Origin of the sequence: Pseudomonas sp. KBW05, assembly GCF_003852405.1 — a bacterium.
Classification (GTDB): domain Bacteria; phylum Pseudomonadota; class Gammaproteobacteria; order Pseudomonadales; family Pseudomonadaceae; genus Aquipseudomonas.
On record NZ_QAJM01000045.1, the window covers coordinates 1 to 12,338 of the forward strand.

The 12,338-nt window shown below is 59.6% G+C and carries 14 protein-coding genes; 9 read left to right on the top strand and 5 right to left on the bottom strand.

Annotation, left to right across the window (positions count from 1 at the left end):
- Positions 1-145 precede the first annotated feature (145 nt).
- Positions 146-1,345 carry a tyrosine--tRNA ligase gene (gene tyrS / locus DBR46_RS27825; RefSeq protein WP_017739632.1) on the bottom strand — a complete coding sequence of 400 codons (1,200 nt, stop codon included), beginning with the start codon at positions 1,343-1,345 and terminating at the stop codon, positions 146-148.
- A 209-nt stretch (positions 1,346-1,554) separates the two neighbouring features.
- On the opposite strand from tyrS, the gene DBR46_RS27830 reads away from it, so the two are divergent.
- Together DBR46_RS27830 and DBR46_RS27835 are read left to right on the top strand one after the other, a co-directional pair.
- Positions 1,555-2,973 (top strand): peptidoglycan DD-metalloendopeptidase family protein, encoded by a 1,419-nt coding sequence (locus DBR46_RS27830; RefSeq protein ID WP_124529303.1) that lies wholly within the window; start codon positions 1,555-1,557, stop codon positions 2,971-2,973.
- A gap of 3 nt (positions 2,974-2,976) precedes the next feature.
- A complete protein-coding gene (locus DBR46_RS27835; protein WP_124529305.1) occupies positions 2,977-4,068 on the top strand; it encodes an anhydro-N-acetylmuramic acid kinase in 1,092 nt (363 codons plus the stop codon).
- Between the two features lie 65 nt (positions 4,069-4,133).
- Here DBR46_RS27835 and erpA read toward each other — a convergent pair whose 3' ends face one another.
- Positions 4,134-4,484, bottom strand: coding sequence for an iron-sulfur cluster insertion protein ErpA (gene erpA, locus DBR46_RS27840; RefSeq protein WP_003176443.1), 351 nt, complete (start codon positions 4,482-4,484; stop codon positions 4,134-4,136).
- A gap of 165 nt (positions 4,485-4,649) precedes the next feature.
- Positions 4,650-5,684, bottom strand: a complete 1,035-nt coding sequence (gene argC, locus DBR46_RS27845; RefSeq protein ID WP_010206935.1) for an N-acetyl-gamma-glutamyl-phosphate reductase — start codon at positions 5,682-5,684, stop codon at positions 4,650-4,652.
- 135 nt (positions 5,685-5,819) lie between these two features.
- On the opposite strand from argC, the gene hemJ reads away from it, so the two are divergent.
- The 6 genes from hemJ to coq7 all read left to right on the top strand — a co-directional run bounded on the left by hemJ (position 5,820) and on the right by coq7 (position 10,246).
- Positions 5,820-6,248, top strand: coding sequence for a protoporphyrinogen oxidase HemJ (gene hemJ / locus DBR46_RS27850; RefSeq protein WP_124529307.1), 429 nt, complete (start codon positions 5,820-5,822; stop codon positions 6,246-6,248).
- A 24-nt stretch (positions 6,249-6,272) separates the two neighbouring features.
- Positions 6,273-7,235, top strand: a complete 963-nt coding sequence (locus tag DBR46_RS27855) for a nitronate monooxygenase family protein (RefSeq protein ID WP_124529309.1) — start codon at positions 6,273-6,275, stop codon at positions 7,233-7,235.
- Between the two features lie 69 nt (positions 7,236-7,304).
- Complete coding sequence (locus DBR46_RS27860; RefSeq protein WP_124529311.1) at positions 7,305-8,252, top strand: DUF805 domain-containing protein; 948 nt, start codon at positions 7,305-7,307, stop codon at positions 8,250-8,252.
- Between the two features lie 62 nt (positions 8,253-8,314).
- On the top strand, positions 8,315-9,103 hold the full coding sequence (locus tag DBR46_RS27865) for an SDR family oxidoreductase (RefSeq protein ID WP_124529313.1): 789 nt from the start codon (positions 8,315-8,317) through the stop codon (positions 9,101-9,103).
- Positions 9,104-9,149: 46 nt separating this feature from the next.
- Positions 9,150-9,488: a histidine triad nucleotide-binding protein gene (locus tag DBR46_RS27870; protein ID WP_124529315.1), complete on the top strand. Its 339-nt coding sequence runs from the start codon at positions 9,150-9,152 to the stop codon at positions 9,486-9,488.
- A 110-nt stretch (positions 9,489-9,598) separates the two neighbouring features.
- The gene (gene coq7 / locus DBR46_RS27875) at positions 9,599-10,246 is read left to right on the top strand and encodes a 2-polyprenyl-3-methyl-6-methoxy-1,4-benzoquinone monooxygenase (protein WP_017739622.1); all 648 of its coding nucleotides are present in this window, start codon (positions 9,599-9,601) and stop codon (positions 10,244-10,246) included.
- Positions 10,247-10,298: 52 nt separating this feature from the next.
- Here coq7 and DBR46_RS27880 read toward each other — a convergent pair whose 3' ends face one another.
- Entirely contained in the window at positions 10,299-10,721 is a 423-nt protein-coding gene (locus tag DBR46_RS27880) for an OsmC family protein (protein ID WP_005792019.1), read from the bottom strand.
- 236 nt (positions 10,722-10,957) lie between these two features.
- Between DBR46_RS27880 and crp the strand changes: the two genes are divergently transcribed.
- The gene (gene crp / locus DBR46_RS27885; protein WP_026137165.1) at positions 10,958-11,602 is read left to right on the top strand and encodes a cAMP-activated global transcriptional regulator CRP; all 645 of its coding nucleotides are present in this window, start codon (positions 10,958-10,960) and stop codon (positions 11,600-11,602) included.
- Here crp and DBR46_RS27890 read toward each other — a convergent pair.
- Positions 11,599-12,294 carry a lipoate--protein ligase family protein gene (locus DBR46_RS27890; protein ID WP_124529317.1) on the bottom strand — a complete coding sequence of 232 codons (696 nt, stop codon included), beginning with the start codon at positions 12,292-12,294 and terminating at the stop codon, positions 11,599-11,601. The two genes, crp and DBR46_RS27890, sit on opposite strands and share 4 nt — an antisense overlap.
- Positions 12,295-12,338 lie beyond the last annotated feature (44 nt).

The following is a 12,338-nucleotide window of genomic DNA, read 5'->3' on the forward strand; positions in this document are numbered from 1 at the left end:
TCCTTCGCGCTTCGATGAACTTAAGCAACCTGCTGCCGAAACCTACATAACTCATTGTTTACCAAGGAGTTTTCCGTTTCGACTGCGCCGGAAGTGGGGCGAATTATAGACAGTTACAATTCGCCGTCAACACTTAATTACAGATTTATTCGGATTTGAGCGTGATACGCGCAAACGCCTTCTTTCCGGCCTGGCAGACATGGGTAGCGCCCAGCTCGTATATAAAGGTGCGATCGACAACCTCACCATCTATACGCACACCGCCGGAACCCAGAAGGTCACGCGCAACCGCTGAGTTTTTCACCAACCCTGCCTTATTAAGGACGGCAGCAATCGGCATAGCCTCCGCAGCAGTCAGCTCAACCTCCGGCAGATCATCCGGCAGCTCGCCATCCTTCATGCGATTGCCCGCCGCGCGGTGAGCACTGGCTGCAGCCTCTTCACCATGGAAACGCGCAACAATCTCTTCCGCCAGCTTGATCTTCACGTCACGCGGATTGGCACCCGCCTCGACGTCAGCGCGCAACGCATTGATCTCGTCCATCGAGCGGAAGCTCAACAGCTCGAAGTAACGCCACATCAACGCATCCGGAATCGAAACCAGCTTGCCATACATAACGCCCGGCGCTTCCTGGATACCCACATAGTTACCCAGCGACTTGGACATCTTCTTGACGCCATCCAACCCTTCCAGCAACGGCATGGTCAGGATGCACTGAGCCTCTTGCCCATACGCACGCTGCAGCTCTCGACCCATCAGCAGGTTGAACTTCTGATCGGTACCCCCCAACTCGACGTCCGCACGCAGCGCCACCGAATCATATCCCTGGACCAGCGGATACAGGAACTCGTGAATAGCGATTGGCTGGTTGGTGGAGTAACGCTTGTCGAAGTCATCACGCTCAAGCATGCGCGCGACAGTGTACTGAGAGGTCAGGCGAATGAAGTCCGCCGGCCCCATCTGATCCATCCAGGTGGAGTTGAACGCCACTTCCGTCTTGGCCGGATCAAGGATCTTGAACACCTGAGTCTTATAGGTCTCGGCATTATCGAGCACTTGCTCGCGCGTCAGCGGTGGGCGCGTCGCACTCTTGCCACTTGGGTCACCGATCATCCCGGTGAAGTCACCTATAAGGAAGATGACCTGATGCCCCAGCTCCTGGAACTGGCGCAGCTTATTAATAAGCACGGTATGACCCAGGTGCAGGTCCGGCGCAGTCGGATCAAAGCCGGCTTTAATACGCAGGGGCTGGCCACGCTTGAGCTTTTCGATCAGCTCCGCTTCGACCAACAGTTCTTCCGCACCACGTTTTATCAGCGCTAGCTGCTCTTCAACCGACTTCATAACAGACCCGCAAGGCTCAGATTCAAAAGGGAACCAACCATACAAGATCAGGGACTAATTACAAGTTTTGCCCTGCGCACGGACACCATTCAGCAAGCCCAGCGTTCGCGAGCTTGCGCCACAGATGATTTGGTTATATTTTATACAGTTATTTCATCTTCATCATGTCATTCATCTTTTCCATTTCATCTTCAAAGTCAAAATTACTTATGACCACTGAACCGTCTAAAGCGCCGCCGCTTTACCCGAAGACCCACCTGCTCGCCGCAAGTGGTATCGCCGCTCTTCTCAGCCTGGCACTCCTGGTATTCCCTTCCAGTGACGTAGAAGCCAAACGAACATCCCTGAGCCTTGACCTGGAAAGTCCAGTTGAACAACTGACACAAGATCAAGACGCTTCCGACGCGCAACAAGCCACAAATGCACCCACCGAATCACCGTTCGCCCAGATAGACGGCAGCCCGGAAGAGACTCAGCAAGCAACCCAGGAACAACCTGCGCCTGTTACCACTGCGGCCAAGAACCCGCAGCACCGCGAAGTAATCGTGGCCAAAGGCGATACTCTATCGACCCTGTTCGAGAAGGTCGGCCTGCCGTCAGCCACGGTTAATGAAGTATTGGCCAGCGACAAACAAGCCAAGCAGTTCACCCAGCTCAAGCACGGCCAGAAACTGGAGTTCGAACTGACCCCCGACGGCCAACTGCACAACCTGCACAGCAACATCAGCGACCTGGAAAGCATCACCCTGACCAAGGGCGCCAAAGGCTTCGCCTTCAACCGCATCACCACCAAACCCGTGATGCGCTCCGCCTATTCCCACGGCGTGATCAACAGTTCCCTGTCGCAATCGGCCGCACGCGCTGGCCTGTCCCACAGCATGACGATGGACATGGCCAGCGTGTTTGGCTACGACATCGACTTCGCCCAGGACATCCGCCAAGGCGACGAATTCGACGTAATCTACGAACAGAAGGTCGCCAACGGCAAAGTGGTCGGCACCGGCAATATCCTCTCTGCACGCTTCACCAACCGCGGCAAGACCTACACGGCCGTGCGCTACACCAACAAACAAGGCAACAGCAGCTACTACACGGCTGATGGCAACAGCATGCGCAAGGCCTTCATCCGCACACCCGTGGACTTCGCTCGTATTAGCTCGCGTTTCTCCATGGGTCGCAAGCACCCAATTCTGAACAAAATCCGCGCCCACAAAGGCGTCGACTATGCAGCCCCTCGCGGTACGCCCATCAAGGCCGCGGGTGACGGCAAAGTCCTGCTGGCCGGCCGCCGCGGTGGTTACGGCAACACTGTCATCATCCAACACGGCAACACCTACCGCACCCTGTATGGCCACATGCAAGGCTTCGCCAAAGGCGTGCAGACTGGCGGCACCGTGAAGCAAGGCCAGGTGATCGGCTATATCGGCACCACCGGCCTGTCCACCGGCCCGCATTTGCACTATGAGTTCCAGGTCAACGGCGTACACGTCGACCCACTGGGCCAGAAGCTGCCGATGGCCGACCCGATCGCCAAGGCCGAACGCGCGCGTTTCATGCAACAAAGCCAGCCACTGATGGCACGCATGGACCAGGAGCGCTCCACCCTGCTGGCCTCGGCGAAGCGTTAAGGTATGTCGCTCTATATAGGTGTGATGTCCGGGACCAGCCTCGACGGCCTGGACATCGCCCTGATCAAACAGGGCCCGGCGATCGAGCTGATCGCCACCCACTACATTCCCATGCCCGCCGCCCTGCGCACCGAATTGCTCGGACTGTGCGCCAGCGGTCCGGATGAGATTGCCCGTTCGGCCATCGCCCAGCAACACTGGGTGACGCTTGCAGCCCAAGGCATCCACGCCCTGCTCGACCAGCAAAACCTCAAGCCTCAGGATATTCGCGCGATTGGCAGCCATGGCCAGACCATCCGCCATGAGCCCGCTCGCGGTTTTACCGTACAGATCGGCAACCCTGCCCTGCTCACCGAGCTGACGGGCATCACCGTGGTCAGCGATTTTCGTAGCCGCGACGTCGCCGCCGGTGGCCAAGGCGCCCCGTTGGTTCCGGCCTTTCACGAAGCGCTGTTTGGTGAACGCACCGGCAATCGCGCGGTATTGAACGTAGGAGGCTTCAGCAACCTCAGCCTGATCGAGACTGGCAAGCCAGTAGCCGGTTTCGACTGCGGTCCAGGCAATGTGCTGCTGGATGCCTGGATTCATGAACAGCGGGGCGAACACTTCGACCGTGATGGCCAATGGGCAGCCAGCGGCACTATCGTGCCCCAGCTACTCAACGCCTTGCTCAGCGACCCCTTCTTCCTGACCAAGGGCCCTAAAAGCACCGGCCGCGAAGTGTTCAACCTGGGATGGCTGCAACAACACCTTGGCCGCTTGCCCGTATTCGCGCACCAGGACGTCCAGGCCACCCTGCTGGAGTTGACCGCCCAGACCATCGTGGAGTCCCTGCAAACCGCCCAACCCCAGACCGGAACCCTGCTGGTCTGTGGGGGTGGCGCGCACAACTCGACCTTGATGAATCGTCTGGCGGCGCTGCTACCCTCAACCCAGGTCAGCAGCACCGCGACCCATGGCGTAGACCCTGACTGGGTCGAAGCGATGGCCTTCGCCTGGCTGGCCCATTGTTGCCTTGAAGGCATCGCCGCCAACCGCCCCAGCGTTACCGGCGCGCGCGGGCTTCGCGTACTGGGCGCGATCTACCCCGCCTGAGCCCCAGACAGCAAAACGCCGCTTGGCCTATGAAAGCCAAGCGGCGTTTTTGTATCCGCAATCGATCAGATCGAGAACGAAGACCCGCAACCACAAGTGGTGGTGGCGTTAGGGTTCTTGATCACGAAACGCGAACCTTCCAGACCTTCCTGGTAATCCACCTCGGCACCTGCCAAGTACTGGAAGCTCATCGGGTCCACGACCAGGCTCACGCCCTCGCGCTCGACGATGGTGTCGTCATCGGCCACATCTTCATCGAAGGTAAAACCGTACTGAAACCCTGAACAACCGCCGCCCGTAACAAATACGCGCAGCTTCAAGCGATCATTACCCTCTTCATCGACCAGGCTCTTCACCTTGTGCGCAGCACCGTGGGTGAATTGCAAAGCCGTGGGGGTGAAGGACTCAACGCTCATGCTGATAATCTCCCGGCGTACCGCCGCCATATGCGTAATGGCGGGCATTATCCGCTTCTCCTAGAAAAGCGGTCAACTATTGTTACGGTATATCAATCTGCACAGCGGCCATTAAAAACGCAAAAGGCCCGATCAACGGGCCTTTTGTGCAACTACCGCAATGCCTTAAGGCAGCATGCCCGCGTGGGACAAGCCCAGCTTCTCATCCAGGCCGAACAGGATGTTCATGTTCTGCACCGCCTGCCCCGACGCGCCCTTGACCAGGTTATCGATCACCGACAACACCACCACCAGGTCGCCGTCCTGTGGACGGTGCACGGCAATACGGCAAACGTTGGCACCGCGCACGCTGCGGGTTTCCGGGTGGCTGCCAGCCGGCATCACATCGACGAACGGTTCGTTGGCATAACGTTTTTCAAACAACGCCTGCAGGTCCACCGAGCGATCAACCACAGTCGCGTACAGCGTGGAGTGAATACCACGAATCATCGGCGTCAGGTGCGGCACAAACGTCAGCCCCACATCCTTGCCGGCCGCACGACGCAGCCCCTGGCGGATTTCCGGCAAGTGACGATGCCCTTTTACCGCATAGGCCTTCATGCTTTCCGACGTCTCGGAGTACAGCGAACCTACCGCAGCACCACGACCGGCACCGCTGACGCCCGACTTGCAGTCAGCGATCAAACGCGATGCATCCGCCAGCCCGGCCTCCAGCAGCGGCAGGAAACCCAGCTGCGTTGCGGTCGGATAGCAACCTGGCACCGCAATCAGGCGCGCTTGCTTGATCTGCTCACGATTGACTTCCGGCAGACCGTATACCGCCTCTTCAAGCAATTCCGGGGCGCCGTGAGGCTGGCCGTACCACTTGGCCCACTCATCGGCGTCTTGCAGACGGAAGTCAGCCGACAGGTCGATGACCTTGGTACCCGCCGCCAGCAACTCACCGGCCAGTGCATGGGCAACCCCGTGCGGCGTAGCGAAGAACACCACGTCACAGGCGCCCAGGGTCTTGATGTCCGGCACGCTGAACGCCAGGCCGTCATAGTGGCCTCGCAGGTTCGGGTACATATCGGCCACGGCCAGCCCAGCCTCGGATCGGGAAGTGATGACCACCACCTCAGCCTGCGGATGCTGAGCCAACAGACGCAGCAATTCGACACCGGTGTAACCCGTGCCGCCGACGATACCGACCTTGACCATATACCTGCCCTCAACGAACCCACTGGAAAGCCGACGATAATAGGGGCCGTATCGTCCTGCGACAACCGCCAACGTGACGTACGGGCGCATGAGCCACTACTATCTTGGCTACCGTGAACCTGGGAATAACTAAAAATGCTTTATCTATGGGTCAAAGCCTTCCACATCATCAGCATCGTCTGCTGGTTTGCCGGGCTGTTCTACCTGCCACGCCTGTTCGTCTACCACGCGCAAAGTGAGGATACCGTCAGCAAGGAACGCTTCAGCCTGATGGAGCGCAAGCTGTATCGCGGCATCATGGGCCCGGCGAGCGTGGCCACGCTGGTGTTTGGCGGCTGGCTGATCTACCTGAACCCGAGCATCTTTCAATCGGGCGGCTGGATCCACGCCAAGCTCACCCTGGTCGTGCTGCTGATCGGCTACCACCACATGTGCGGCGCGCAGGTAAAACGCTTTGCCCGTGGCGAAAACACCCGCAGCCATGTCTTTTATCGCTGGTTCAATGAAGTCCCGGTTCTGATATTGCTGGCTATCGTAATTTTGGTCGTGGTCAAACCGTTCTAACTTCAATCACACGGGGTAACTCCAATGTCGCTGCCCGCTTTGCTTGAACAACATCTGCGCCTGCCTGTGGTGGTCGCGCCGATGTTTCTGATTTCCAATCCGCAACTGGTACTGGCCTGCTGCCGCAATGGTGTCGTCGGGAGTTTCCCGGCGCTCAACCAGCGCGAAAGCAGTGGTTTCAAAGCCTGGCTGGAAGAAATCGAAGCGGGCCTGGCGCAGTTGGACAACCCCGCGCCCTACGCCGTGAACCTGATCGTGCACCACAGCAACCCACGGCTGGAGGCCGACCTGGCGATCTGCGTCGAGCACAAGGTGCCGATCGTTATCACCAGCCTCGGCGCGGTGAAGGAGTTGGTCGATGCCGTGCACAGCTACGGCGGCCTGGTCTTCCACGACGTGACCACCCGGCGCCATGCCGAGAAAGCCGCTGAAGCCGGCGTAGATGGCCTGATCGCCGTGGCCGCCGGCGCCGGTGGCCATGCCGGCACCTGGAGCCCGTTCGCACTGATCGCCGAAATTCGTCAGTTCTTCGACAAAACCTTGCTGCTGGCCGGTTGCCTCAACCACGGCCACGAGGTCCTCGCGGCCCAACTGCTGGGGGCTGACCTGGCGTATTTCGGCACGCGCTTTATCGGCACCACCGAAAGCCACGCCCCGGATGCCTATAAAGAGATGCTGCTCACATCGCGCGCCGCCGACATCGTGCACACTCCCGCAGTGTCCGGCGTGCCCGCCAGCTTTATGCGCCAGAGCCTGGAGAACGCCGGTTTCGACCTCGCTGCGCTGCAGGGTAAAGGTGAGGTCAACTTCGGCTCCAAGCTCAAGCCATTAAGCGACGAAGCCAAGGCCTGGAAGACCGTCTGGTCGGCAGGCCAAGGCGTTGGTGAGATCGATGACCTGCCCAGCGTCGATGAACTCGTTGCCCGCCTGGATGCCGAATACCGCAAGGCACGCGAACAGGCGGTACAATTGCGCTGGCCACGCTGAACCCACCGCAAGGCCTGCCGACTGAGCAGGCCTGCATTACCTCCCCGATTAAGTGACAAGGAAGCCCGCATGAGCGACAACCGTTTCAAGATTGTGTTTGATGGAGCCTTGCTCCCGGGGGTCGAAAGCACCACTGCCAAACTGAACCTGGCCGAGCTGTTCAAAAGCGAAGTCGAGGCGATCGAGAAGCTCTTTACCGGCCGCACAGTCGCGCTGAAACGCGACCTGTCCCGTCCGGATGCAGAAACCTATCTCAATGCGCTGAAAAACGCCGGGGTCGATGCACGCATCGAAGCCGAGCAGCCCGTCGCATTCAGCCTTGCCGAAACCCATGAGACCGATTCGACTGCACCAAGCGCATCCCCCTATGCACCGCCGCGTGCTGCCGTAGGTGATGACTTGCCGGAGTACGCCACCCTCAACGTCTTCACCCTCAATGGGCGTATTGGCCGCCTGCGCTACCTGGCGTGGATGTTGGTGATGAGTGTCGCAATGCTCTTTGCGGCTGGCATTATCATCACCGTGGGTGCCGCCATATCGGTCGCCTCGCCGTTGGTCGCCATGATTGTCGGCCCGCTGCTGTGGCTCGCGCTGATCGTCGCGATGTTCTGGATCAGCATACTCATCAGCGTGCAGCGCCTGCATGACCTGGGCTGGTCTGGATGGTTGTACGCGCTGAACCTGGTGCCGGTCGTCAACACCGTCTTCGCCATTCTGCTGCTGGTGCTTCCGGGCAACGCCGGTGCCAACCAGTACGGCGCGCCGCCACCGCGCAACTCGACCGCGGTAAAAGTCCTGGCCACCCTGTGGCTGGCGTTTATTCCCGTGATGCTTGCCATCATGGTCACGTTGAGCATGTACGGCTACCTCGACCAACTCGGCGCCAACATCGACAGCAGCTACGAAAGCAGCTCCATTACCTCCGATGCTGACAGCGAGCAAAGCGTGATCGTTGAGGAAGACGACGCGCAAAGTGCTGACGAAGCAGCTGAACCTGTAGACTCTCCAGAACAGTAAGAAACGCCCGCCGCCTGTGATGCCTCTGTCACAGGCTCGGCGGCGTTGCGATGGAGAAAGGCATGACCCGTTACGCTCTGATCACCGGTGCCTCCAGCGGCATCGGCCTGGCTTTGGCCGAAGCCCTGGCCCGCCGCGGCCGCAGCTTGATTCTGGTGGCCCGCCAGCGTGATCAGTTGGAAAGCATTGCACTCGAATTGACTCAGCGTTTCGGCGTCGAGGTGCTGTTCCGTGCCTGCGACCTGGGTGAGCCGCTGCGTTTGTCCGGGTTTCTGCTGGAGCTTGAAGAAGGCGAACGGCAGATCGACCTGCTGGTCAACTGCGCCGGTATCGGCACCAGCGGGCCGTTCCTGGCCCAGGACTGGATGACCGAACAGGACCTGATCGAAGTTAACATCCTGGCCCTGACCCGCATGTGCCACGCCTTGGGCAACTCGATGGCGCTACACGGTGGCGGGCAGATCCTCAACGTCGCCTCGGTGGCCGCCTTTCAACCTGGCCCATGGATGAGCAGTTACTACGCCAGCAAGGCCTACGTGCTGCACTTTTCCGAAGGCTTGCGCGAAGAATTGAAGACCTGCGGCATCAAGGTCTCCGTGCTCTGCCCCGGCCCGACACGCACAGCGTTCTTCGGCACCGCGCAAATGGACACCGCCAAGCTCGAGCGCAGTGAAAAACTGATGAGCCCGGAAGAAGTGGCCCTGTTCACCGTGCGCGCCCTGGAAAAAAACAAAGCCATCATCATTCCCGGCCGCCGCAACCGCTGGCTCGCCTTCAGCCCGCGCTTCAGCCCACGCTGGCTCACCCGCAAGATTGCCGGCGCGATCAACAAGGCCTATTGCCCACGCTGAGCGCCTGAGTACACTCACCCTGCATATTCATAATGGAGAAACAGCTGTGGATACTCTGTTCACCAAGATCATCAACCGGGAAATACCTGCGGACATCATCTACGAAGATGATCAAATCCTGGCGTTCAAGGACATCCATCCGGCAGCGCCCGTGCATTTCCTCGTCATCCCGAAGAAACACATCGCCACCCTCAACGATCTGACCGAAGAAGACAAAGCCCTGGCCGGCCATATCTTGTTCACCGCCCAGCGCCTGGCACTGGAGCAGGGTTGCGAAGAAGGTTTCCGCGTGGTGATGAACTGCAACCCGAAAGGCGGGCAGACCGTTTATCACATTCATATGCATGTGCTGGGTCAGCGCCAGATGAACTGGCCGCCGGGTTGATCCCCCCCGAGGGAGCTTGCTCCCTCGCCACAAGGGCAAATTGACTCAGCGCAAACGCTTCACCTTCTCTTGCGGTAAACTGGCCGCCGAGATTCTTCCCGGAGGTCAGCATGACTACCCAACGTCACTACTCGCCGATTGACCGTCTGTTGCTGCAAGCCGACATGGCGATGCGCACGCTGCTGCCGTTCAGCGGCCAGCCGTATCGCCCTTCGCCAGCCATCGTGCAGCCCGACGCGCAGATGAGCGAGACCGACACCCGCCACGTCGCCGGCCTGATGCGCATCAACCATACCGGCGAAGTCTGTGCCCAGGCGCTGTACCAGGGCCAGGCGCTGACGGCCAAGCTGCCGCAAGTGCGCGCAGCCATGGAACATGCGGCCGAGGAAGAAATCGACCACCTGGCCTGGTGCGAGCAACGCATTCGCCAGCTCGGCAGCCATCCCAGCGTGCTCAACCCGCTGTTCTACGGTTTGTCGTTTGGTATCGGCGCCGCCGCCGGGCTGATCAGCGACAAGGTCAGCCTGGGTTTTGTCGCCGCAACTGAACATCAGGTGTGCAAACACCTGGACGAACACCTTGAGCAATTGCCGGCCGAAGACGAAAAGTCCCGTGCCATTCTTGAGCAAATGCGCATCGATGAAGAGCACCACGCAGAAAGCGCGCTGGATGCCGGCGGTTTCCGCTTCCCAGCGCCGGTGCGGTTCGGCATGAGCCTGTTGGCCAAGGTCATGACCAAAAGCACGTACCGTATCTGACCCACAAAAAAAGGGCGCTTTCAAAGCGCCCTTTTCTTTTGCCCATCGGCAATCAACCCAGTTCGATGATCTCGTAATCATGGGTGATGGCCACACCGGCCGCGCCGAGCATGATCGACGCAGAGCAATACTTCTCGGCCGACAGCTCGATGGCACGCTTGACCTGGGCTTCTTTCAGCGCCCGGCCCTTCACCACGAAATGCATGTGGATCTTGGTAAATACCTTGGGGTCTTCAGTGGCGCGCTCGGCTTCCAGGAAGGCTTCGCAGCTTTCCACGGCCTGGCGGGACTTCTTCAGGATGCTGACCACGTCGAAATTGCTGCAACCGCCTACACCAAGCAGGAGCATTTCCATCGGGCGTACGCCCAGGTTACGGCCACCGGCTTCCGGCGGGCCATCCATGACCACTACATGGCCACTGCCCGACTCACCGAGGAACATGGCTTCGCCCGCCCATTGGATGCGTGCCTTCATCGCCCAGACTCCACTGCTAAAAAAGGGTCGCCAGCTTAGCACAGGGCCCGTCGCCGGCTGCGTTTCCCATCAAAGCGATCAATAGCAGGGTTTGCCGAGTAAATTGGCTAATCGAGTCAGAATGTGTCTGTTAAGCTGGCGCCAAATCGATGGCGTATTGCTAGCATTTATACAACGCGTATCAATGCCGATACCCACGAATACAACAACTTCGCGCTGTCTTCCGGGATACAACCATGGTTGCTCTTACGCCCATACCCAAGATCAAGAATCTCGACAAGCTGTTGATGCACTGCCAGCGCCGACGTTACCCGGCCAAGCACAACATCATTTGCGCCGGCGAACGCTCCGAAACGCTGTTTTTTATCATCAAGGGCTCGGTCACCATCCTGATCGAGGACGAAGACGGCCGCGAGATGATCATCGCCTACCTCAACACCGGCGACTTCTTTGGCGAACTGGGGTTGTTTGAACAAGCGGGCAAAGAACAGGAGCGTAGCGCCTGGGTGCGGGCCAAGGTCGAGTGCGAAGTGGCCGAGATCAGCTACAGCAAATTCCGCGAACTGGCCCAGCAAGACCCGGACATTCTCTACGCCCTCAGCGGCCAGATTGCCCAGCGCCTGCGGGACACCACGCGCAAGGTCGGTGACCTGGCGTTCTTTGACGTCACCGGACGCGTTGCCCGCTGCCTGCTGGACCTGTGCAAGCAACCCGATGCCATGACCCATCCCGATGGCATGCAGATCAAAGTCACGCGTCAGGAAATCGGGCGCATTGTCGGTTGTTCGCGAGAGATGGTCGGCCGCGTGCTCAAGGATCTGGAAGAGCGCAACCTGGTCAACGTCAAAGGCAAGACGATGGTGGTGTTCGGTACCCGCTAAACCGCCAGGAAGCCGGCCAGCATCTGGCGGTACAAGGTGTCCAGCCGGCTGATCGCATCCGGCGCGGGAAAGGCTTCGTGCAAGGCGATATGGCTATCGGCACGCACCCGTTGGTCGAGACCGCAGGCTTCGTTGAAGCGATTGACGGACGCGATCAGTTCTTCACGGTCGCCGTCCAGCAGCAGCGCACCGTGCACCAACCCCACGGGGCGGCCGCCACTTTGGCGCCAGCGCTGGGCAGTGCCGACCATTTTTCGACTGTTGAGATTGACGTTATAGCGACCGTCGCAGAACGCGCCGTCGATTTCACCGACAGACGCATCGCCCCCCAGCTCGATCAGCAGATCGCAGATGGGCTGACAGAGGCGCAAGTAGCCGGTTTCGATACGATTCTGGTCGCCTTCACTACGCGGGGGGGCGTAGACCAGGGCGATGTTGACCGTGGCCGACGACTGCGGCACGGGCTCGCCGCCGGTTTCCCGCAACAACACCGGCCAACCGGCCTCTGCCGAAACCTGGCTGGCAGTATCGAATGCCGGCAGGCGGCTCAACCGGCGTGGCATCACCAAGGCTTGATCGTTGGGTTGCCAGAACAGCAGGCCGTAGTCCTGATCGCCGGCGCAGACGGCGGCCAACAGGTCTTGCTCGGCGGCAAGCCCAGCTTCAACCGTCATCCTTACTGGCTTAACCATCAAACACCTACCTTTCTGAACAAACACAAAACCCAATGTGGGAG

Excerpts from the sequence above, each read along its gene's own strand:
- tyrS (WP_017739632.1), bottom strand. The coding sequence starts at position 1,345 with ATGAAGTCGGTTGAAGAGCAGCTAGCGCTGATAAAACGTGGTGCGGAA.
- DBR46_RS27830 (WP_124529303.1), top strand. The coding sequence starts at position 1,555 with ATGACCACTGAACCGTCTAAAGCGCCGCCGCTTTACCCGAAGACCCAC.
- DBR46_RS27835 (WP_124529305.1), top strand. The coding sequence starts at position 2,977 with ATGTCGCTCTATATAGGTGTGATGTCCGGGACCAGCCTCGACGGCCTG.
- erpA (WP_003176443.1), bottom strand. The coding sequence starts at position 4,484 with ATGAGCGTTGAGTCCTTCACCCCCACGGCTTTGCAATTCACCCACGGT.
- argC (WP_010206935.1), bottom strand. The coding sequence starts at position 5,684 with ATGGTCAAGGTCGGTATCGTCGGCGGCACGGGTTACACCGGTGTCGAA.
- hemJ (WP_124529307.1), top strand. The coding sequence starts at position 5,820 with ATGCTTTATCTATGGGTCAAAGCCTTCCACATCATCAGCATCGTCTGC.
- DBR46_RS27855 (WP_124529309.1), top strand. The coding sequence starts at position 6,273 with ATGTCGCTGCCCGCTTTGCTTGAACAACATCTGCGCCTGCCTGTGGTG.
- DBR46_RS27860 (WP_124529311.1), top strand. The coding sequence starts at position 7,305 with ATGAGCGACAACCGTTTCAAGATTGTGTTTGATGGAGCCTTGCTCCCG.
- DBR46_RS27865 (WP_124529313.1), top strand. The coding sequence starts at position 8,315 with ATGACCCGTTACGCTCTGATCACCGGTGCCTCCAGCGGCATCGGCCTG.
- coq7 (WP_017739622.1), top strand. The coding sequence starts at position 9,599 with ATGACTACCCAACGTCACTACTCGCCGATTGACCGTCTGTTGCTGCAA.
- DBR46_RS27880 (WP_005792019.1), bottom strand. The coding sequence starts at position 10,721 with ATGAAGGCACGCATCCAATGGGCGGGCGAAGCCATGTTCCTCGGTGAG.
- crp (WP_026137165.1), top strand. The coding sequence starts at position 10,958 with ATGGTTGCTCTTACGCCCATACCCAAGATCAAGAATCTCGACAAGCTG.
- DBR46_RS27890 (WP_124529317.1), bottom strand. The coding sequence starts at position 12,294 with ATGGTTAAGCCAGTAAGGATGACGGTTGAAGCTGGGCTTGCCGCCGAG.